The sequence below is a fragment of the Amycolatopsis sp. NPDC114504 genome (assembly GCF_055633595.1).
Window position 1 is genome coordinate 852,321 of the sequence record NZ_JBVKDU010000004.1, and the last position, 20,702, is coordinate 873,022.

Annotated in this window: 20 protein-coding genes; 3 read left to right on the top strand and 17 right to left on the bottom strand. The window is 71.8% G+C overall.

The annotated features are described in order from the left end of the window. Window positions 1–18 precede the first annotated feature (18 nt). From ACZ7PG_RS33520 to ACZ7PG_RS33580, 13 genes are all read right to left on the bottom strand, one after another. Entirely contained in the window at window positions 19–873 is an 855-nt protein-coding gene (locus tag ACZ7PG_RS33520) for an NAD(P)-dependent oxidoreductase (protein WP_470243147.1), read from the bottom strand. Then, window positions 870–1,907: a zinc-dependent alcohol dehydrogenase gene (locus ACZ7PG_RS33525; protein ID WP_470243148.1), complete on the bottom strand. Its 1,038-nt coding sequence runs from the start codon at window positions 1,905–1,907 to the stop codon at window positions 870–872. Before ACZ7PG_RS33525 ends, ACZ7PG_RS33520 begins: the two co-directional genes overlap by 4 nt. Further along, complete coding sequence (locus ACZ7PG_RS33530) at window positions 1,904–2,875, bottom strand: zinc-dependent alcohol dehydrogenase (protein ID WP_470243149.1); 972 nt, start codon at window positions 2,873–2,875, stop codon at window positions 1,904–1,906. Before ACZ7PG_RS33530 ends, ACZ7PG_RS33525 begins: the two co-directional genes overlap by 4 nt. Before the next feature lie 8 nt (window positions 2,876–2,883). Beyond that, a complete protein-coding gene (locus ACZ7PG_RS33535; RefSeq protein ID WP_470243150.1) occupies window positions 2,884–3,426 on the bottom strand; it encodes a hypothetical protein in 543 nt (180 codons plus the stop codon). Next, window positions 3,423–4,397 (bottom strand): alpha-ketoacid dehydrogenase subunit beta, encoded by a 975-nt coding sequence (locus tag ACZ7PG_RS33540; RefSeq protein ID WP_470243151.1) that lies wholly within the window; start codon window positions 4,395–4,397, stop codon window positions 3,423–3,425. The genes ACZ7PG_RS33535 and ACZ7PG_RS33540 overlap by 4 nt, the downstream gene beginning before the upstream one ends. Further along, window positions 4,385–5,449 (bottom strand): thiamine pyrophosphate-dependent dehydrogenase E1 component subunit alpha, encoded by a 1,065-nt coding sequence (locus ACZ7PG_RS33545; RefSeq protein ID WP_470243152.1) that lies wholly within the window; start codon window positions 5,447–5,449, stop codon window positions 4,385–4,387. Before ACZ7PG_RS33545 ends, ACZ7PG_RS33540 begins: the two co-directional genes overlap by 13 nt. Beyond that, window positions 5,446–6,831 (bottom strand): M24 family metallopeptidase, encoded by a 1,386-nt coding sequence (locus tag ACZ7PG_RS33550; protein ID WP_470243153.1) that lies wholly within the window; start codon window positions 6,829–6,831, stop codon window positions 5,446–5,448. The genes ACZ7PG_RS33545 and ACZ7PG_RS33550 overlap by 4 nt, the downstream gene beginning before the upstream one ends. A 56-nt stretch (window positions 6,832–6,887) precedes the next feature. After that, on the bottom strand, window positions 6,888–7,667 hold the full coding sequence (locus tag ACZ7PG_RS33555; protein WP_470243154.1) for an SDR family NAD(P)-dependent oxidoreductase: 780 nt from the start codon (window positions 7,665–7,667) through the stop codon (window positions 6,888–6,890). Continuing rightward, window positions 7,664–8,734, bottom strand: coding sequence for an SDR family oxidoreductase (locus ACZ7PG_RS33560; RefSeq protein WP_470243155.1), 1,071 nt, complete (start codon window positions 8,732–8,734; stop codon window positions 7,664–7,666). Before ACZ7PG_RS33560 ends, ACZ7PG_RS33555 begins: the two co-directional genes overlap by 4 nt. A 19-nt stretch (window positions 8,735–8,753) precedes the next feature. Beyond that, complete coding sequence (locus tag ACZ7PG_RS33565; protein WP_470243156.1) at window positions 8,754–11,228, bottom strand: ATP-binding cassette domain-containing protein; 2,475 nt, start codon at window positions 11,226–11,228, stop codon at window positions 8,754–8,756. Window positions 11,229–11,240: 12 nt separating this feature from the next. Then, complete coding sequence (locus ACZ7PG_RS33570; RefSeq protein WP_470243157.1) at window positions 11,241–12,350, bottom strand: substrate-binding domain-containing protein; 1,110 nt, start codon at window positions 12,348–12,350, stop codon at window positions 11,241–11,243. A gap of 11 nt (window positions 12,351–12,361) precedes the next feature. Next, a complete protein-coding gene (locus ACZ7PG_RS33575) occupies window positions 12,362–13,435 on the bottom strand; it encodes an ABC transporter permease (protein WP_470243158.1) in 1,074 nt (357 codons plus the stop codon). 117 nt (window positions 13,436–13,552) lie between these two features. Beyond that, the gene (locus ACZ7PG_RS33580; protein WP_470243159.1) at window positions 13,553–14,614 is read right to left on the bottom strand and encodes a 2,3-butanediol dehydrogenase; all 1,062 of its coding nucleotides are present in this window, start codon (window positions 14,612–14,614) and stop codon (window positions 13,553–13,555) included. Between the two features lie 238 nt (window positions 14,615–14,852). Between ACZ7PG_RS33580 and eboE the strand changes: the two genes are divergently transcribed. From eboE to ACZ7PG_RS33595, 3 genes are read left to right on the top strand one after another with little or no spacing between them, the layout of a single operon-like run. After that, a complete protein-coding gene (gene eboE / locus ACZ7PG_RS33585) occupies window positions 14,853–16,067 on the top strand; it encodes a metabolite traffic protein EboE (protein ID WP_470243160.1) in 1,215 nt (404 codons plus the stop codon). 32 nt (window positions 16,068–16,099) lie between these two features. Then, window positions 16,100–16,795 carry a helix-turn-helix domain-containing protein gene (locus tag ACZ7PG_RS33590; protein ID WP_470243161.1) on the top strand — a complete coding sequence of 232 codons (696 nt, stop codon included), beginning with the start codon at window positions 16,100–16,102 and terminating at the stop codon, window positions 16,793–16,795. Between the two features lie 23 nt (window positions 16,796–16,818). Next, window positions 16,819–17,370, top strand: coding sequence for a CGNR zinc finger domain-containing protein (locus ACZ7PG_RS33595; protein WP_470243162.1), 552 nt, complete (start codon window positions 16,819–16,821; stop codon window positions 17,368–17,370). Between the two features lie 239 nt (window positions 17,371–17,609). Here ACZ7PG_RS33595 and ACZ7PG_RS33600 read toward each other — a convergent pair whose 3' ends face one another. From ACZ7PG_RS33600 to ACZ7PG_RS33615, 4 genes are all read right to left on the bottom strand, one after another. Further along, window positions 17,610–18,797: an MFS transporter gene (locus ACZ7PG_RS33600; protein ID WP_470243163.1), complete on the bottom strand. Its 1,188-nt coding sequence runs from the start codon at window positions 18,795–18,797 to the stop codon at window positions 17,610–17,612. Further along, entirely contained in the window at window positions 18,794–19,084 is a 291-nt protein-coding gene (locus ACZ7PG_RS33605) for a hypothetical protein (RefSeq protein WP_470243164.1), read from the bottom strand. The genes ACZ7PG_RS33600 and ACZ7PG_RS33605 overlap by 4 nt, the downstream gene beginning before the upstream one ends. Before the next feature lie 13 nt (window positions 19,085–19,097). Beyond that, on the bottom strand, window positions 19,098–19,643 hold the full coding sequence (locus ACZ7PG_RS33610; protein ID WP_470243165.1) for a Chromate resistance protein ChrB: 546 nt from the start codon (window positions 19,641–19,643) through the stop codon (window positions 19,098–19,100). 98 nt (window positions 19,644–19,741) lie between these two features. Further along, entirely contained in the window at window positions 19,742–20,533 is a 792-nt protein-coding gene (locus ACZ7PG_RS33615) for a hypothetical protein (protein WP_470243166.1), read from the bottom strand. Window positions 20,534–20,702: the final 169 nt, after the last annotated feature.

Here is a 20,702-nt window from a genome sequence, read left to right on the forward strand (position 1 = left end):
CCCCGGCAGCCGCCGGTGTCACGGCCGGTACAGCCGCGCGAGGGTAGCCATGTCCTCCTGGCCGAGGCCCGCTTCCTGAGCCCGCCGCACGACCCCGGCGGCCGTACCGACCGTCGGGGCGTCGCGGCCCGGGTCGGTGACCGCGGCGAGGAACAGCTCGAGGTCCTTGCGCACGAGGTCGACGGCGAAGGCCACCGGTGGCATGCCGTCCGCGAGGAAGGCGTCCCGCTTGTAGTGCACGAACGGCGCGGCGATCACGGACTCGCCGATCGTGTCGTACGCCGTCCGCAGGTCGATGCCCGCGCGCGTCGCGGCCCCCAGCACCTCGGCGAGGGTGGCGTTGAAGGTGTGCAGCAGCGCGTTGAGGCAGAGCTTGAACGTGGAGGCGGCGCCCACGGGCCCGAGGAGGATCGTCTTCTTGCTCAGGTGACGCAGGACCGGTTCCGCCGCGGAACGGTCTTCCTCGGCGCCTCCGAACAGCACCGTCAACGTCCCGCCCCGGGCCGCGCCGACCGAACCCGACACCGGTGCCTCGGCGAACCGGATGCGCCGCCCGGCCAGCGTTTCCGCGACCTCACGGGAGATCGCGGGGCCGGACGTGCTCATGTCGAGCACCAGCGTGCCCTCGCCGAGCACGTCGGCGACGTCGCCGAGGACCGCGCGCACGGCCGGGCCGTCGGCGAGCATGGTGAGCACCACCTCGGCCCCGGCCACGGCCTCCCGGGCCGAGGCCGCGACGAACCGCCCGGGGATCCCGGCCCGCTCCGCCCGAAGGGCATTGCGGTTCCAGCCGGTGACGTCCACGCCCTGGTCGATCAGGCGCAGCAGCAGCTGCGAGCCCATCGCGCCCAGACCCAGCACCGCGACCTTCATGAGCGCCTCCCGGGATCGATGAGAACCTTGCCGTCCACTTCCCCGGCGGCCAGCCGGGCGAGCCCGCGATCGGTGAGCTCGTCGAGCCCGATCACGGAGTCGAGCAGCTCGGTGCCGAGCACTCCGGCGGCGAGGATGTCCAGCGCCGGGGCCAGGTCCTCGCCGCACACGTGCGCGACGGTGGACTCGACGGTGATCTCCCGCAGGACCAACCCGAACAGGTCGACCGTCGGCGCCTGCTTGGGCAGCCCGACCGCCAGGACCCGGCCGCCGTCGGTGACCATCCGGACCGCGTTCTCGAACTGCCCGGGCGCACCGCTCGCCTCGATCACCACGTCGGCGCCGCGGACTGCTTCGACGACGTCGTCGGCGGCGTCGACCGTCCGCGCCGCACCCAGCCGCTTCGCGCGATCCAGCTTGTCGCCGGCGAAGTCGATCACCGTCACCTCGGCGTCGTACAGGTGCCGGAGCCCGGCGAGGACGAACGAGCCGATGGCACCGGCGCCGATGACGACCACGGAGTCGCCGGGCCGGACGCCCGCACGCCGCGCGGCGTGCAGGCCGACGGCGAGCGGCTGAGCCAGCCCGGCGTGGTCGAGCGACACCCCGTCCGGGATCCGCCGGAGGGTGCTCGCCGGCGCGGCGACGTACTCGGCGAGCCCGCCCGGCGCGTTCAGCCCGAGCGTGTAGTACCCGCGGCACAGGTTGGTACGGCCCTCCCGGCAGCGGTCGCACTGTCCACAAGAGACACCGGCCCCGGAGGTCACCAGGTCACCCGCCGCGAAACCGCTCGAGCTCTCGACGACCTCGCCGACGAACTCGTGGCCGATGATCATCGGGCCGAGATGGCCGCTGCCGGGGTGGCGCCGGGTGAGCGGCACCATCTTCGGGCCCGCGGCCCACTCGGTGGCGTCCGAGCCGCAGATCCCGCTGCGCCGGACGGCGAGCAGCACCTCGCCGGACCGCGGGCGCGGCGTCGGAACGTGCTCGATCCGCACGTCCCGACGCCCGTGGTAGACCGCCGCGCGCATCATCGGGCCGCGCCGAACTCGAGGTGCACCTTGATGGTCGCCGCCGTGTCGCGGGACGCGGCGATGGCCTCGGCCGCGCGGTCGACCGGGAACCGGCTGGTCACCAGGTCGGCCAGGTCGATGCCGGCGCGATGCATGAACCGGAGCGTGTCCGGCCAGACCCCGGGTGATCCGGCGATGCCCCGCACGCTCAGTTCCTTGGACTGCAGCAGGCCCAGCTTCGCCGGCGAACTGCCGCCGACGTCGATGCCGACGTAGACGACCCGGGCGCGGTGGGCGGCGACCTCGAGCGCGTCGGCCATCACGGCCGTCCGGCCGGTCGCCTCGACGACCACGGTGCCGCCCGTGCCGCCGGTCGCCTCGGCCACCTGGTCGGCGATGGGGGCCACGGTCGGGTCGAGGACCAGTTCGGCACCCAGCTTCCGCGCCGCGTCAGCACGCCCGGCCGCCGGCTCGACCGTGATGGTGCGCGCGCCCAGCGCTGCCGCCCCGGCCGTGACGCCGAGGCCGATCGGCCCGGCCCCGAACACCACCACGGTGTCGCTCGCGTTGACATTGCCCGCCTTCACGAGCGCGTTGTACCCACAGCTGAACGGCTCGACGAGCGCCCCGTCGGTGTAGGACAGCGAGTCCGGCAGCCGGTGCAGCCAGGCGGGCTTGGCCACGAAGAACTCCGCGGCCGCGCCGCTGACCGAGAAGCCGAAGTGGTCCTCGCCGATCACGCACTCCCCCACCACCCGGTCGCCCGGCGCGAACGCCGTCACCGCGGCGCCGGTTTCGACGATCTCGCCCGACCACTCGTGGCCGGGGATGATCGGGTAGCTGAACGGGATGATGTACCGGCCTTCGAGCAGTTCGATGTCGGAGTGGCAGATGCCGACCGACCGGGCCGCGACGAGCACCTCGTCCGCGGCGATCCGCGGCACCGCCAGCTCGTCGACGGACACCGTGTCGGCGGCGGTGAACCGCATCGCTTTCATCATCGAACTCCGTTGCTGTCGGGGGAAGAGACCTGGTCGGCGATCGCGCGAAGCAGCCCGGCGCCGTCGAGGTCGCCGGGTGCCACCAGGGTCAGCGGCACCCGGGTGCGCCAGGCCAGCGCGGGCTGGCCGTCGGGCAGGCGCACCGGCACGACGTCGAGCGTCGGCACCCCGGCGGCGAGCACGGCTTCGCCGGGTGCCGCGGCCGGGGCCGTCCGGACCCCGGGCACCGAGCCGACGACGACCCGCGGCACCGGACCCGGCCAGACGCGCGTGATAGCGCTGTCGAGCAGCTGCGCCAGCCGGTCCGGGGACACGTCAGGGACCTCGGCCGCCGCTTGGTGGACGGCTGTCGGCGTCGCGGATCCAACGGCCGGCGGCGTGGCCAGCAGCGCGGTCAGGATGCGCGCGGTGAGCCGGTGCGGGCCGATGTCGAAGCGGGCGGAGTCGATCCGGCGCTCGTGCAGCAGCCGCCGGACGGCCGGCGACCACGGGCCGCCGCGCGGCGTGGCGGGCCGGGGATACGGCGTCGTCACGCTCATCCGAGCCTCTTGCGGATCGTCTGCACGATGCGGTCCACGCTGGGGATCACCGAGTCCTCCAGCGCCGCGGCCGACGGCAGCGGCACGTGCGGGGACGTGATGCGGACGGGCGGCGCGTCGAGGTCCCAGAACACCTCGTCGGCCGCGAGGGACACGATCTCCGCGCCCCAGCCGAGCAGCTGCGGGTTCTCCTCGACCGTGAACAGCCGTCCGGTGCGCGCCACCGATCCCAGGATCGTGCGCGTGTCCAACGGGACGAGCGAACGCACGTCGATCACCTCGAGGTCGATGCCCTCGTTGGCCAGCGCCTCGGCCGCTTCGACGGCGCGGGGCACCATCAGACCCAGCGCGAGCACAGTGGCGTCCGACCCGGCTCGCCGCACCACGCTGGTGCCGAGGCTGTCGACGATCTCGCCGTCGGGTACCTCGCCCTTGCTCGCGTACATGCCCTTGTGCTCGAAGAAGAGCACGGGGTCCTCTGAGCGGACGGCCGCGGCCATCAGCCCGACGACGTCACGCGGGTTCGACGGCGTGACGACCTTCAGCCCGGGCACGGCCATCGCCCAGTTCTCGATCGACTGCGAGTGCTGCGCGCCGAACCGCAGGTTGCCGCCGTTGCCGGTCTTGATCACCAGCGGCAGGGTCACCTGCCCGTTGGTCATGTACCGGGTCTTCGCGATCTGGTTGACCACGATGTCCCAGGCGACGGCGAAGAAGTCGGAGAACATGATCTCGGCGACCGGCCGCAGCCCCGTCATCGCGGCGCCCATCGCGGCACCGAGGATGGCCTGCTCGGCGATCGGGGTGTCGATCACCCGCCGCGGACCGAATTCGTCGAGCAGGCCGGGCGTGGTCTTGAAGACGCCGCCCGCACCGGCGATGTCTTCACCGAGCAGCAGGACCCGCTCGTCGCGGCGCATCTCCTGCGCGATGCCGCGGGCGACGGCCGCGCGGTAGGTCAGTTCCGCCATGACGATCCTCCGTCGGCCCACACGTCCGTCAGCGCCGCCGAGCCGTCGGGCTCGGGGCCGTTCTGCGCGGTCTCGGTCGCTTTGTCGACCGCGGCGGCGACCTCCGCGTCGATGGTGTCCACTTCGGACTCCGGCACGCCGGTGCGGGCGAGCCGGTTGCGGTACAGGGTGATCGGGTCGTAGTCGAGCCACGCCCGCACCTCCTTGTCCGGCCGGTACTTGCCCGGGTCGGCCCGGGAGTGGCCGCCGTGCCGGTACGTCGTCGCCTCCAGCAGGCACGGGCCCTCCCCCGACCGCGCGTGCGAGAGCAGCTCCCGGGCGGCCAGGTAGACGGCGTCGACGTCGTTGCCGTCCACCGTCCGGGCCTCGAGCCCGTAGGCCGCCGCGCGGTCGGCCGCGGGGCGCGCCACCGCCGTGATGTCGGCGATCGCGGTGTACTCCATGTAGAGGTTGTTCTCGCAGACGAACACGACCGGCAGCGCGTACACCGCGGCGAAGTTCAGTGCCTCGTGGAAAGCACCGATGTTCGTGGTGCCGTCGCCGAAGAAGCACACCGCGACCTGGCCGCTGCCGCGCAGCTGCGCCGACAGCGCGGCGCCGTTGGCGATCACCAGGTGCGCGCCGATGATCGCGTACGAGCCGAGCATGCCGTGCTCGACGCTGGTCAGGTGCATCGAGCCGCCCTTGCCGCCGAGCAGGCCGGTGGAGCGGCCCATGAGCTCGGCGAGCACGGGTGCCATCGGCACGCCACGGGACAGCGTGTGGGCGTGGCCGCGATAGGTGGCGAACGTGTAGTCGTCGGCCCGCATCGCCTCGCCGAACCCGGCCGAGATCGCCTCCATCCCCAGCGACAGGTGGCTCGTGCCCTTGACCAGGTTCCGCATGAACAGGTCGTAGGCGCGCTTCTCGAACTGGCGCAGCTCCTGCAGCCGCCGGTACAGCGATCGGCGCGTTTCGGGCGCGATGTCGGCGCGGTCCAGGTCGCGGTTCTCCAGCGGTGGGAGCACCACGGGGTGCTCGCCGTAGGGGTGTTGCTGCAGCGGCAGGGTCATGCGATGGCCTCCCCGCGGCCCGCGGCCGTGTTCAGGTGCGACTGGGACTCCCGCGCGGTCGGCAGGACGCCGTTCACGGCGATGTAGCGCGGTCCGGCGATCAGCAGCTCCTCGGCCGGGAACTTGGTGATCACCTCGCAGCCGTCCGGAGTCACCACGAGCTCCTCCTCGATCCGCGCCGCGCCGATGCCGTCGGCCGAGGGCCAGTACGTCTCGAGCGCGAACACGTTCCCGACTTCGAGGGTCTCCGGGTGCTCCAGCGAGACGAGCCGGGAGAAGATCGGCTTCTCCCAGATGGACAGCCCGACGCCGTGGCCGTACTGCAGGCCGAACGCGGCTTCCTCGTCGGGGAAACCGAACTCCGGCGCGGTCGGCCACACCGAGACGATGTCCGCGGTCGTGGCACCGGGACGCACGAGCGCGATGGCGCGGTCCATGTACTCGCGCGCCCGGACGTAGGCGTCGCGCTGGGCGCTGCTGGCCGAGCCGACCGCGAACGTGCGGTAGTAGCAGGTGCGGTAGCCCTGGTGGCTGTGCAGGATGTCGAAGAACGCGGGGTCGCCCGGCCGGATCAGCCGGTCGGAGAAGACGTGCGGGTGCGGCGAGCAGCGTTCGCCGGAGATCGCGTTGACGCCTTCGACGTACTCGGAACCGAGGTCGTAGAGCGACTTCGACACCAACCCCACGCACTCGTTCTCGCGCACGCCGGGACGCAGGAACCGGTACAGGTCGTCGTAAGCCGCGTCAACCATCGAACAGGCCTGGGTGAGCAGCGAGATCTCGTCGGCCGTCTTGACCCGGCGGGCCTCCATGAAGACCTGCTGCCCGTCGGTGACGGTCACCCCCGCGCGCTGCAGGGCGGCCAGGATCGGCAGCTCGATCACGTCGACGCCGAGCGGTTCGCCCAGCAGGCCGAACTTCTCCAGCTCCCGCTTGATCTTGGCCGCCACCGCGTCGGCGATGCCGGCGTCGGGGTGGAACGCGCCGCGCAGGGTCGAGATCCCGGCCCGCGCCCCCGACTCGGCCCGGGGTCGGACGGCGCCGTGGTGCGGCGCGTGCGGGTCGGCGTCCGCCTCCGCGGTGGTGGTCGCGAGCCACGGGTTGTACAGCTGGTGGTGCTTGGCCGCCGAGCCGAAGTCCCACACGATCGGGTCGCTGGCGCGCGTCAGCAGCGAGAACCGGATGAGCTTGTCCATGGCCCAGGTGCCGATGTGGGTGGCGGACATGTAGCGGATGTTCGTGAAGTCGAACGCGAGGACGGCGCCAAGGCTCGACTTGTCGAGCTGCTCGCGCAGGCGCTGCAGCCGCTGCGTGCGCAGGCGGTCGTGGTCGATCCGGTTCTCCCAGTCGACGGCGTTCGTCCCGAAGGTGGCGATCGGCATGTGCTTTCCTTTCCTGCGGCGGGAACCGCCGGAGTAGATGAGGGGTGCTGACCCGCTCAGACGAGGACCATCCCGCCCTCGATGGGGATCACCTGGCCGGTGATGTAGTCCGAGTCCGGGCCGGCTAGGAAGACGGCCGTGGGGACGAGGTCTTCGGGTTCGGCGGGGCGGCCGAGGAGGATGTCGCCGGCCATCGCGTCGAACCCCGAGTCCCCTTCGCCGATCCGCTCGAGATCGCGGTCGAGCTTCTCCCACAAGGGAGTCCGCACCACGCCGGGCGAGAACGCGTTGACGGTGATGCGGTGTTCGGCCAGCGCCCGGGCGGCGGCCTGGGTCAGCGAGATCACGGCGGCCTTGCTCGCGCAATACGGGGCGAAGCTGGCGAAGCCTTGGCGTCCGGCGATCGAGGCGGTGTTCACGATCTTGCCGCCGGTGCCCTGCCGGAGGAACTGGCGGGCGGCCTCCTGGCTGCCCACGACGACCCCGAAGGCGTTCACCCGGAAGATCCGGTCCCACACCGGCTCGGTGATGTCGAGGAACTTCTCCGGCTCGTTGAACCCGGCGTTGTTGAAGTACGCGTCCAGCCGGCCGAACTCCGCCGCGGCGAGCGCGATCGCGGCGCGGACCTCGTCGCGGTCGGTGACGTCGACCCGCGCGTGGACGGCGCGGCCGCCACTGTCGCGAATGGACTCGGCGACGGCGGCGGCTTCGGGTTCGTCCCGGTCGGTGACGACCAAGGCAGCGCCTTCCAGCGCCATCCCCCGTGCCAGTGCCGCACCGATCCCGCGGCCCGCGCCGGTCACCACGATCGTCCGGCCGGCCAACCGGGCGGTCACGACGGGGCTCCGGCCGGGATGACGCGTTCCGCCCGCAGCGTTTCGAACAGCCGCGCGAACGCGTCCAAAGTGCTGGTGTAGCCGGTGAAGCCGGCCTTGCGGCTCTTGCTCATGTCGGTCAGGCACTCGATGGGCCGGCCGAGGTCGCTGTCGGTGTGCCACCAGGACGCGACCCGGCCGACGTCCGCCTCGCGCAGCCCGTGCCGCTCGGCGATCCGGTGCCACACCGGGCCCGCGTCGAGCATCTGCTGCTCCAGCGGTGCCGGCTTGCCGTCGAACCCGGCCGGGGTCACGCCCTGCAGCGCGGCGATCCGCGGCCACATCCACCGCCAGCGGAAGACGTCCCCGTTGGCGATGTTGAACGCTTCGTCGCGACCGCCGTCCGTGGTCGCGGCCCAGATCATCTGCTCGGCCAGCAAGCCCGCGTCGGTCATGTCGGTGAGCCCGTTCCACTGGGTTTCCGAGCCGGGGAACCGGAACTCCCGGCCGGTCTCCCGGCAGATCTCCGCGTAGACGGCCAGCGTCATGCCCATGTTCATGGCGTTGCCCACGGCGTGCCCGATCACGGTGTGCGCGCGGTGGACGCTCCAGGTGAAGCCGTGCCGCTCGGCGGCCGCGAAGAGCTCGTCTTCCTGGGCGTAGTAGAAGTTCGGCACGTCCAGCCGGGCCTCGTCTTCGTGGAACGGCGTGTCCGGCAGGGCCCCGGCCGCGTAGGCCTCGAACGGGCCGAGGTAGTGCTTGAGCCCGGTCATCAGGGCGACGTGCCGGGCGCTGCCGCCGGCCGCCGCCAGCACGTTGCGCACGATGCCCGCGTTGACCTCGATGTTCTCCGCCTCGGTCGGACGGCGCGACCACGCGGTGAGGAACACGTGCGTCGGCGCGACGTCCGCGAGGGCCGCCTCCAGGGCGGCCGGGTCCTCGAGGTCCACCCGGACCGACCTGACCCCGGCGAGGCCGGACGGGCTCCGAGAGACCCCGGTGACCGCCCAGCCGCGTTCGGCCAGCCGTGCGGCCACCGCGGCCCCGGCGATCCCGGTGACCCCGACGACGAGTGCTGATTCGCTCACGTTCTCTTTCCTTTTCGGTTCAGGCCAGGGCCGGGGTGCGGCGGCGCACCCGGGTGTAGATCGCGGCCGCGATGAGGATCAGGACACCCTGGAAGAAGTACTGCCAGCTCTGGTTCAGGTTCAGGAACGTCGTGGCGTTGAGGACTTCCTGGATGAGCGTGGCGCCCAGCAGCGTCCCGATGAACGACCCGCGCCCACCGGCGAGGCTCGCGCCGCCGAGCACGACGGCGGTGATGCTGGTGAGCGTGTAGCTCACCCCTTGGGTCGGGTCGCCCACGCCAATCTGCGCCATGAGCAGCAGCGCCCCGAAGAACGTGAGCACCGCGCAGCCGACGTAGGCGAGTACGTGGATCCGGTCGACCTTCAGGCCGAGCCGGCGCGCCGACCCCTCGTTCGACCCGGCCGCGCGCAGCCCGTGGCCCCACCGGGTGAACCGCAGCGCCAGCTCCAGCGCGACGGCGACCACCACGGCCACGATGAACGCGATCGGCACGAACCCGACGGTCGCCGTGATCACGTCGGTGACCGAGGCGCTGATGAACCCGCCCTGGAAGGGCCGCAGCAGCAGGGAAATCCCCTGCAGTCCGATGTAGAGGGTCAGGGTCGCGGCGACGGCGGTGAACCCGCCGAACCGGACCAGGACGCCGTTCAGCAGCCCGGACACCACGGCCACGGCGAGCATGATCACGAACGCCAGCGCGATCACGACCGGGGACCGGCCGTCGGTCACGAAGAACGACGCGATGACCACCAGGAGCCCGGCGAGCGGGCCGACCGAGAGGTCGATGCCGCCGGTCATGATGGCGATCGTCTGGCCGAGGCTGATGAAGGCCAGCGCGGTGAGCAGGGTCAGCAGCGAGGTGACGTTGAACGGGGCGAGGAACCGGACGTTGTGCGCGAAGGTGTACGCGCCCAGGGCCAGGATCACCAGCGCCAGCACCAGGCTGGGCGCGTAGTCGCCCTTGGCGAGGTCACGCAGGCGCGTCGCCTTGGCCGCCTTCGCGGTCAGCGTCTCCTGACGATGGGTCGTGGCGTTGACGACCGCGCCGGTGATCTTCTCCTCGGTGACGTCGTCGCCGGTCAGCTCGGCGACGACGTGGCCGCGCGAGAACACCACGACGCGGTCGCAGAGGCCCTCCAGCTCCTTGGCGTCGGAGGAGACGACCACCACCGGCACGCCCGACGCGGCGACGTCGCGCATGATCGTGTAGATCTCGGAGCGCGCACCGACGTCGACACCCTGGGTCGGCTCGTCGGCCAGCAGCAGCCGCGGTGCGGCGAGCAGGGCGCGCGCCATCACCACCTTCTGCTGGTTCCCGCCGGAGAGGGCCATCACGTTCGCTTCCGGCGAGGCCGTCTTCACCGACAGCTTCGCCAGCTCGGCGTCCACGGCGGCGCGTTCCCGGCTCCCGGCGACCACTCCGCCGAGGGCGAACGACGGCAACGCGCCGACTGCCGCGTTCTCCCGGACCGACATCGCGGGCAACAGGCCCTCGGTGTGCCGGTCGGCCGGCATGTACGCCGTCGCCCCGACCAGGGCGCGACCGCTGAGCCGCTTGCCGTCGAGCTCGATCGACCCGGTGGAGTGCCGCAGTCCCGCGAGCGCACGCAGGAACTCGCTCTGGCCGTTGCCCACGATGCCCGCGAGCCCGACGATCTCCCCGTGGTGCGCGACCAGCCGCGCGTCGTGGAAGCCGGCCCCGGACAGACCGTCGACTTCGAGGGCGGCTTTCGCGCCCGCCGGGTCGGGGTGCTTCGCGGGGAACGTCGACGCCAGTTCCCGGCCGACGATCATCCGGAGCATCTCGTCGTCGGTGAGGTCGGCGACGTTCGCGTGGCCGCGCGCGCGGCCGTCGCGCAGCACGGTCACCTCGTCGGCGATCTCCCGCACCTCGGCGAGCCGGTGGGTGATGTAGACGACCGCGGTCCCGCGTGCGGTCGCCCGGCGCACCTGGTCGAAGAGGATCGCCGTCTGCTCGGGGCCGAGTGGCGCCGTCGGCTCGTCGAGGATCAGGACCTTGGGCTCGAGCGCAATGGCCTTCGCCAGCTCGAGCAGCTGCTTCTGCGCCACGCCGAGGTCGTCGACGCGGTCCTGCAGCCGCAGGTCGGAACCGACGCTGCGCAGCAGGTCGACCATCCACACCTTCGGGTCGCCCGCCGGCATCCGCTCGGCGGGGACGGCGAGCCGGATGTTCTCGGCGACCGTCAGGTCGGCCAGCACGGCCGGGTGCTGGTGCACGATCGCGATGCCGAGCCGGCTCGCCTGGTCGGCGGTCAGGACGGGGACCGGTTCGCCGGCGACGGTGATCCGGCCCTCGTCGGGCCGGACGGCGCCGGACGCGATGCCCATCAGCGTCGACTTGCCCGCGCCGTTCTCGCCGAGCAGCGCGTGCACGCGTCCGCCGAGGACGTCGAGCGACACGTCGGAGAGCGCCCGGACGGGCCCGTAGTGCTTGGAGACGCCGGAGAGGCTCAGCGCCGGAACCTCGGTCATGGTCTGCTTCCTCTACTTCAGGGCCGCGATCTGGTCGGTCTTGGACAGGGAGCTGGACACGAACGCGTCCGACGGAAGCTCCTTGTCGCACGTGACCGGGTGCGGCTGGCCGGTGATCGAGTCCTCGAACGGCGACTGCGGGTAGACCGTGCCCTGCGGCGCCACCCCACCGGTCGCCTTCGCGACCGCGACCTGGATCGCCAGCCGGGACATGGCGTTCTGCGAGGAAACGGTGAACAGGGGGAACGCGCTGCCGGCGTCCTTCTGCTGCTGCCAGTTGCAGGCGAGCTGGTTGGCGTCCTCGGTGGCGATCGCCGGGATCTTCCGCCCGGCCTGGGCGAACGCGGAGAACGAACTCGCCAGCGCGGCGCCGAAGTCGGTGGTGATGGCGTCGATCTCCGGATTCTTCGCCAGCGCGGCGGTGATCACCTTCTGCGTTTGCGCGGCGTCCCAGTTGGTCACTTCGTACGGCGTGGTGCCGACGAACTGGATGTCCGGGTGGTCCTTGAGCACGCTTTGCATGCCCTTGTACTCGTCGAGGCTCTGCGAGTTCGCGGGCGGGCCGCCGAGGTTGAGCACCTTCCCCTTGCCGTTCAAGGCCTTCACCAGCCAGTTGGCCCACAGCACGCCGGCCTGCTCGAAGTCGGTGCTGACGAACGTGTCGTAGTCCTGGCCGGGGGTGCCACCGGGGTTCACCCGGTACGGAACGGTCACGACGCCGGCTTTGTGCGCGCTGCGCAGCGCGGGCAGCACGGCCTGGCCCGCGTCCGGGAACACCACGATCGCCTGCGTTCCCTTGGCCACCAGGCCCTGGATGTCGGAGATCGCCTTCTGCGTGTTGCCCTGGCCGTCGGTGTAGGTGAACGACGTGACGCTCGGGCACTGGGCGACTTCGGCCTTGGCCTCGGCGGTGGTCACCTTCCGCCAGTTGTTGTCGCCGAAGCCGTCGGCCAGCCCGAGCGAGACCTGCTTGGAGCCGCACCACGACGGCCCGTTCGCGCTCGCGGGCTTGCCGGCCGGGCTGCCGCCGGAGCCGTTGTCGTCGACCGCGCAGCCGCCGGCGACGAGGGTGGCCGCGGCCGCGCAGGACAGCACTGTCCTGCGGAAGTACGAGGGAGCCATGGGAAACCTTTCTAGGGCTGGATCCGGGCGGCCGGAGCGCGGTGGAACCACCCGCGCACGACGGCCCAGTCGACGGTGTAGACGGCGACGCCCGCACCGAGCGCGACCGCCTGGACGATGTTGTTGGTCGCGGGGCTGACCCCGAGGGTCAGCACGAACTGGTCGAGCTGGCTCAGGAACAGGGCGGCGACCGCGCTCGCGACCGGGCTGCCCTTCCCGCCGAGCAGCGACGTCCCGCCGAGCACCACGGCCGCGACCGACGGCAGCAGCAGCGAGTCGCCCTGGAACGCCCCCGGTGTCGTCACGACGCCGGCGAGCAGGATGCCCGCGGTGCCGTAGAGCAGCGACGCACCCACGTACGCGCCGAGCTGGTGGCGCCGCACGCGAAGCCCCGCCAGGTCCGCCGCGGCCGGGTTGTCGCCGACCGCTTCGAACCGGCGTCCGGCCACCATGCGCTTCATCACGAACCCGGTCACCGCGACGAGCACCGCGGCGAACCAGACGGAGTACGGCAGGCCGAGGAACCGGCCGGTGGCCATCGAGTGCAGCGCGGCCGTCGTGCTCGCCGGCGAGCCGCCGGACACCCCCAGCACCACGGCGTAGAGCAGCGCGTTCGTCCCCAGCGACATCACGATGGCGGACATGCCCAGCCGGCTGACGACGAGCCCGTTGAGCAGCCCCGCGGCCAGCGCCGCGACGTAGGCGAGCAGGATCGCCGGAAGCAGCTTTCCGTTGTCCCCGTTGGGGTAGTGGGTCACGATGATGACGCTGAGGGACACGGTGCCCGGCACCGACAGGTCGATCCCGGCCTGCTGCACGACCAGCGTCTGCCCGAGCGCGACCACGGCCAGCACGGCCGCGAAGGGCAGCATGCCCTGCAGCGAGCTGCGGCCCAGGCTTTCCGGCTGCAGCACCAGGCTGACGAGGAACAGCAGCAGGGTCGCGACCAGGATCGTGACCAAGCCGCGCGAGGCACGCACCGGCGTCGTCCGCCGGAACGGGCCGGGCCGGGCGGACGGCTTCGCGGTCCCCGGAGCCGGGGATGGCTCGGTGGCCATCACGGAAACCCCTGTCGTGTCGGTCATCGCAGTGCTCCTCGGGTGCTCGCTCGCACCGGTTCGCGGGCAGGACGAATCGTGTCCACAGTGGAACGGAGTGGACACTCGGGAAAGGGCGGCCGCGGGCGGTTCCCCGCGGCGGGATCAGCCGACCTTGACCAGCAGCTTCTGGGCGTCGCCGTCGGGGTCGAGCAGCCGGTCGAACCCGCGCGGCACCACGTCGGCGACGTCGATCACCTCGGTCAGCACCCGCTCGACCGGGAAGCGGCCGGTGCCGACGAGCGAGATGATGCGCGGGAAGTCGTAGACCGGGTAGCACCACGTGCCGACCAGGCTCAGGTCCCGCTGCGACAGGGCCATCGGGTCGATCTTCGCGGGGCGGACGTGCAGGCCCACCTGGGTCGCCGTGCCGTGTGACCGGAGGCCGGCCAGTGCCGCGGCGAGCCCGGCCTCCGAGCCCGAGCACTCGGCCGCGACGTCGGCGCCGACCCCGCCGGTGAGGGCGCGGACCACCTCCGGCACGTCCTCGGCCAGCGGGTCGAGCACGGTGGCGATGCCGAAGGCGTCGAGCAGAGCCCGCCGCCGGGGGTTGGGTTCGCTCACGATCACCTGCGCCGCCCCGGCCGCGTGGGCGTACAGCGCGGCGAGACCGCCGATCGGGCCGGCACCGGTGATGAGGATCGTGTCCCCGGGACGGAAGCCGGTGCGGTCGACGCCGTACGCGGCGACCGCGGCCGGCTCGATCAGGGCGCCCTGCACGTCGGTGACCGACTCGGGCAGCACGGCGATCTGGTAGTCCGGGACCACCACCTGCTCGCTGATCCCGCCGCCGTGCCAGCTGAGCCCGGTGCACGCCATCTCCGGGCAGAGGTGGTTGAGCCCGCGGCGGCAGTAGTAGCAGTGTCCACAGTAGATCAGCGGCATCACCGCGACCCGGTCGCCGACCCGGATGCCGGTGACCTCGGCGCCGACCTCCAGTACCTGCCCCGAAAACTCGTGCCCGAGGACCTGCGGGGCCGACGCGCGGGAAAGCGGGTGTGGGCTGGTGGGGATGACGATCGGCCCGGCGGCGTACTCGTGCAGGTCGGTGCCGCAGATCCCGCACAGGGCCGGCCGGACGCGCACCTCGCGCGCCCCGACCCCGGCGGGCTCGGGCACGTCCTCGACCCGGATGTCGTGCTTGTCGTGGAAAACCGCGGCGCGCATGCTTCTCTCCTCGTACCGGACGGAGGCCCGCGCAGCCGTGTTCCGGGCGCGGACGGGGCGTCTGGTGACCCGGGTGAACCCCGTCCGACGCCGTTGTGCAGCCACAGTGAACAGCGCGGGTTCTCCGGAGTCAAGACCGGACCGGCAAATTCTGCGAAACACGAGGTCAGCGACTGTTCAGGCTTGACATCGACCAAACTCGCGCTGTTCACTGCTGGCAAACGCACGGAGGAGACGCATGGACCTCGGATCCCGGCTGGGCCACCTGACCTACTCGACGCTCGTGCATCCCGGCGACACCTGGGACGAGATGAGCAGCAGCCTCACGACGTACTTGCCCGAAGTGAAGCGCCGAGTGTCCCCCGACGCGCCGTTCGGGGTGTCGCTCCGGCTGTCCGGCGCCTCCGCCGACCAGCTCGCGGGCGACGTCGCCGCGCGGGAGAAGGTGAAGCGGTACCTGGCCGAGAACGATCTGTACGTCTACACCGTGAACGCGTTCCCGCACGGACCGTTCAAGGGCCGTTCGGTGATGGAGAACGTGTACGAACCGGACTGGAGCACGGAGGAACGCGTCACCTACACGACGCGGGTGGCCGACGTGCTCGCCGACATAGCCGCGGACGGGGTCGAGCCGACGATCCAGTCGGTGCCGCTGGCGTACCGGCCCAAGGTCACCGGCGAACCCTACGTGGACCTGTTCACCCGCAACGTACTGCGGGTGGCGGCCCACCTCGTCCGGCTGGAACGCCGCACCGGGCGCCGCGTGAAGCTCGCCCTCGAGCCGGAACCGTTCTGCTACCTCGAAACCATCGAGGAGACGGTCCGCTACTTCACTTCGCGGCTGTACTCCCGTGCCGGCGCCGAGATGCTCGCCGAGCTCGCGGACCTGCCGCTGGCCGAAGCCTACGGGGCGGTGCGCCGGCACGTCGGGATCGTGTTCGACATCGGCCACCAGGCCGTCGAGTTCGACGACATCCCGGCCTCGCTCGACCTGCTCGCCGAGGCCGGCGTGCCGATCTTCAAGCTCCAGCAGGCCGCCGCACTCTGGGTGCCCGAGGTGACCGGCGACGTCGTCCGCGAGCTCGAACGCTTCACCCACACCATCTACCTGAGCCAGACGTCCGAACTGCGCGACGGAGTTCTCAAGCGGTACCTCAACCTCACCGACGCGATCGCCGCCTGGCAACGGAATCCCGGCGGGCCGCGCGAGTGGCGCACCCACTTCCACGTCCCGGTCTTCCTGGACGACCTGGGCCCGTTCCGCACCACGAGGTTCGCCGTCGAACAGGCCCTGGACCGGCACCGGGCACAGCCGCAGTCGACCCACCTGGAGATCGAGACCTACACGTGGGACGTACTGCCCGACGACCTCAAGAGCGGCGACATCACCGACTACGTGGTCCGGGAGCTGGAGTTCGTCCGGGACCGGCTCGTCGGCGACCCGGCGGCTTGACCCGAGCCGGCGTCAAGCTACAGTGAACAGCGTTGATCGATGGGGAGGAGCACGACGTGGCGGGGAAGAACGACGCGGAAGCCGAGCACCCGGCGGCCGCGAACATCGGCGAGCAGCTGCGCGCCCGCCGGCAGGCGGCCGGGCTCTCGCTGCGGCAGTTCGCGCGCGACCTCGGCGTCTCGGCCGCGTTCGTCTCCCAGATCGAGAACAACAAGTCGCAGCCGTCGGTGGCGACGTTGTACGCGATGTGCAGCGCCCTCAACGTCTCCATCGACGAGCTGTTCAGCAGCGCCGGCGCGGCCGCGGCGCCGGTGGCCGCCCCGGAAAAGCACAGCTTCCACGGCGCTTTGGCGAAACTCAACGAGGAACCGGCGGACCGGGCGAGCCCGATGCTGCGTCCCGGCGAGCGCCGTCAGCTCGTGCTCGACTCCGGGGTCACCTGGGAGCAGCTGTCCCCCGTGCACGACAGCTCCGTGGACTTCCTCCGCGTGCACTACGAAGTGGGCGGCAGCTCGGTGCCCGACGAGAAGCTGACCCGCCACTCCGGCATCGAGTACGGCTACATCATCAGCGGCACGCTCGAGGTCGCGCTGGCGTTCGAGACCTACGAGCTGCACGCGGGCGACTCGATCGCGTTCGACTCCACGACCCCGCACCGCCTGACGAACCGGGGCGACGTCCCGGCCGAAGCGGTGTGGTTCGTCCACGGCCGGAAGGCCGCCCACTGACGGTTCGCATCCAGGAGTGCCCGGTGCCCGACGCGGCTCCCCCACCACTCTGCTTCGCCTTCACCGCCACGGTGCGGGAGCGCGGTGCCCGGCCCGTGGACAGGATCGCTACTGACACCGATCTGTTCCGATGGCTTGAAGTCACCGGGCTGTTCACCGGCGCTCCTCGAGCCATCGAACCCGAGCTACTGGCGCAAGCTCGTGAGCTGCGCGAGGCGATCCAGCGGGCGGGCGTCGCCGTCGCCGCGGGCGCGGTCCCCGACGGACGGGACGAGGCGACGCTGAACGAGTGGGCCGCCCGCTGCAGCGCGACACGGGTGCTGGACCGCGGCCGGACCACGTGGGCGTTCCCCGCCGACAAGCCCGTGCACGCGGCGCTGGCCTTGATCGCGGTCGACGCCGTCGACACCCTCGGCGGCGACAACCCGATCCGCACCTGCGCCAACCCCGGCTGCGGGACGTTGTTCGTCGACACCAGCCGGCCACGCAACCGCCGCTGGTGCTCGATGGCAACCTGCGGCAACCGGGCGAAGAAGGCAAACCTGCGCGGCTCCAAGAACAGAACCGCGAGTTGACGCGGGTAAATCGGACTCGATGGCGACCTGGGGCAACCGGATGGCCGAAGACCATGCGCCGCCGATCCGCATCCCGCACCACTGGTGGCACCCCGGCCTCGCGGCACTGGCGACGACGCTGACCCCGCCGAGAGCGCCGTCCGCGCGGTGCCCGGCGTGCTCGACACGTACCAGCTGCGGATGCGCTGGATCCGGCGCGAAGGAAACCCATCTGCGACTGGCTCATCACCGCGAGCCGGTCAGGCCGGCCCTTCCGTCCGCGCGCCGATGACGGCCAGCGCGGCCACGACCAGGAGCGCGGCGAGGCCGAGGAACCCGGCACCGAGGGTGGCCGCCGCGGCGAGCGCGCCGACCAGCAGGGGGCCGCCCGCGTCGCCGAGTTCGCGGCCGACCTCGGCAGCGCCCATCGTCTGCCCGAGTCGTTCCCGCGGGGTGGCCGCGGCGAGGTGCGCGAAGCCCAGTGGCGTCGCCAGCCCGACTCCCGCGCCGATCGCGATCGCCGCCGCCAGGACGCCGACGACGCCGGGCACGAGCGCCGCCAGCACCATTCCGGCCGCGGCCAGGCCGAGCCCGCCGGCCATGCCGACCCCGTCACGCAGCCGTCCGGCGTCGCGAGCCCGGCCCGACCACGGCTGCACCAGCGCCGAGCACAGGGCCAGCAGGGACACCGCCGCGCCGGTGACCAGGGTCGTCAACCCGGCCCCGGCGCCGGTCACCGGCAGGAACCCGACACCGACCGCCAGCGCCGCGGTCGTCGCGGCGAGCGTCGCGGTGGGACGGAGGAAGCCCGGGTGCGCGAGGCGGCGGGCCAGGTCGAGCACGGTCTGGCGGGTGCGCGGCAGCGGCGGCACGACGGGCACCACGAGCAACGCCCACGTGCCGACGACGACCGCCAGAACCGCGAGCGTGGCGAACAGCAGGGTGAAGCCGCCGACGGTGATCAGGACCCCGCCCAGCAGCGGGCCCAGGGTGTAGCCGACGCTCTTCCACGCTCCGTAGCCGCCGAAGGCCCGGCCCTGCCGCTTGGCCGGCGACAGCCGCGCGACCAGGGCGCCGGCCGCCGGGGAGAACGCGGCCGCGGCAGCACCCTGGCCGAGCCGGGCCAGCCCGACCGCCGCCGGGTTTCCGGCGACCGCGAACGCCGCGGACGCGAAGGCGAAGGCGAGCAGTCCGCCCAGGAGCACCGGGCGCGGCCCGATCCGGTCGGCCAGCGAGCCGAAGACGGGCTTGAGAACCACCTCGGCGCCGTCGTACACGGCCAGGAGCAGCCCCAGCGTGAGCAGCGACGCGTGCTCGCCGTGGGTGTAGGCGCCCAGGCTGGCGGCGATGCTGTGCGCGCCGAACGCGGTCACGAACCCGGCCGCGTACAACGGCCGCAACCGCGCGGCCGAACCGGTGGTGATGTGCTCGGAGGGCTCGGTGCTCATGCGCGTGGTTCCTCTCCCGGCCGGCGCCTCCGGACGACGTGCCGGACGATCAGTGCGGCCACGACCACCCGGCCCGGCCCACACGCCCCCCACAGCACGGCGCCCAGCGCGTTGAACGCGAGGAACCGCTCGGCCGAGTTCACCCGCTTCTCGGTCAACAGGACGTACCGGCCGAACCGCAGAACCAGTCGGCGGCCCCCGAAGCGGCCGATCGCGTAGCCGATGTTGCCGCCCGCGATCGCCGGGTAGCCGTGGTGATCCGGCAGCGGCGCCAGACGTCCCGTCACCCCGGTCCACTCCTCACATCTGGTGCAGGGCTTGGAAAACCCGCTCGGTGTAGTCGGCGAGCCGGTCGGCGCAGTGCTTGAGCCGCTGCTCGGCCTCCGCGAGAGACGGCGCGCCGAAGACGTCGCGCACCTTCAGTTCGCGGTGCCAGCGACGCAGGCGTTCCATGCTTTGTTCTTCCTCTTCGAGTTCGGCCACCGTGAACTTCCCGACGCGGATTTCCTTGTCGATCTCGGCGTCGAACTTGCCGCAGTCGGCCAGGAACTCCCGCCACTCGTCCTCACGGTCGGCGGTGAACAGCGCCTCCAACCGCGCGGCGTCCCGTTCGCCGCGACCGGCCGCCTCGAGCACGACCACCTCGCCCTCACCGCGCTCGGCCAGCTCGATCACCCGGCCGACCCCGTCGGCGAAGCCTGGAACGTCCGGCACCGTCCAGGTCCCCTGTCCCAGCGACAGCGCACCGATCCGGCGCAGCTCCCGCCACACCGCGACCCGGTGCCGCGACGGCTCCGCGGGTACCCGCACCACCAGCACCTGCCACTTGCCCGACCGATCTGTCACGAGTACAAATGTAGCAGGTGTTACTTTCACGGCTGTAAGGCGGGACGCCCGCCGCGAGATCCTCAACGAAACCCCGGACCCGTCCCGGTCGTGCGGGACTACGCCGGGTTCTCCGCGACAGCGAGGTAGTCCGTGTAGATCTGCGGCGACCCCGAGAACGAGGCCAGCCGCTTCCACTCCTCGTACATCTGCTTGGTGTCGCGGTGAGCGGACGCGAACTCCGCGGCCTCGCCGGTCGCGATGTCGGGCTCGGGGTAGAAAACGTCCAGCGCGTCCAGGCTCGCGATCTCCATCATCATCACGTACTGGTCGAGGCGGTTGCCCCGCTCGCCCTTGAGCACGTGGAACCGCCAGTCCGGGTAGTCGTCGATCCGGTGGTGGTTCTCGGCGATGAAGCGGTCGAACATCTCCTCGGTCACCCCGGCGCGCAACGCCAGGTTGTGGATCCCGACGACCCGGGCGACGGGCTCCTCCCCTGGACGGTCGCGGTAGCGGGGACCGGGCGTGACCGTGCTCCGCGGATTGTCGGCCAGCAGCCGGTAGTCGGTGAACAACGTCGGCAGCTCACCGAACGTGCCCAGCCGCCGCCACCGCGCCAGCACCGCCTCCGCCTCCGGGTGCCGCGCCCAGAACTGCCGGGCCGGCTCGGTCTGCTCACCCCGGGCCGTGACGTAGCGGTCGCGCTGCTCGGCGCTGTCGATCTCGTACAACATCAGGTACTGCCCGGTCCGCTCCCCGCGCAACCCGCGCAGCAGAGTCCACCGCCACCCCGGGTACAAGGGCAGGTGAACGCCCTCATCACGCACGAAGGTCTCGAACTCCTCCGGCGTGACACCAGCTTCCGTGTCGATGGCGATGTACTGGAAAGTGAACACCGACGAGCGTCCCATTGCGTCCTATCCTCAGGCCGGGTAAGGGATCGCACGTCCGACATGCACGACTCCCCTGCCCCACATCCTGCCCGCTCCAGAGCGACGGCGCCGCGCCGACGTCACCCCACCGAACTCGTGCACCCTCGCACGGCGTCACTACTATGGCGCGGTGCAATCGGGGCAGACG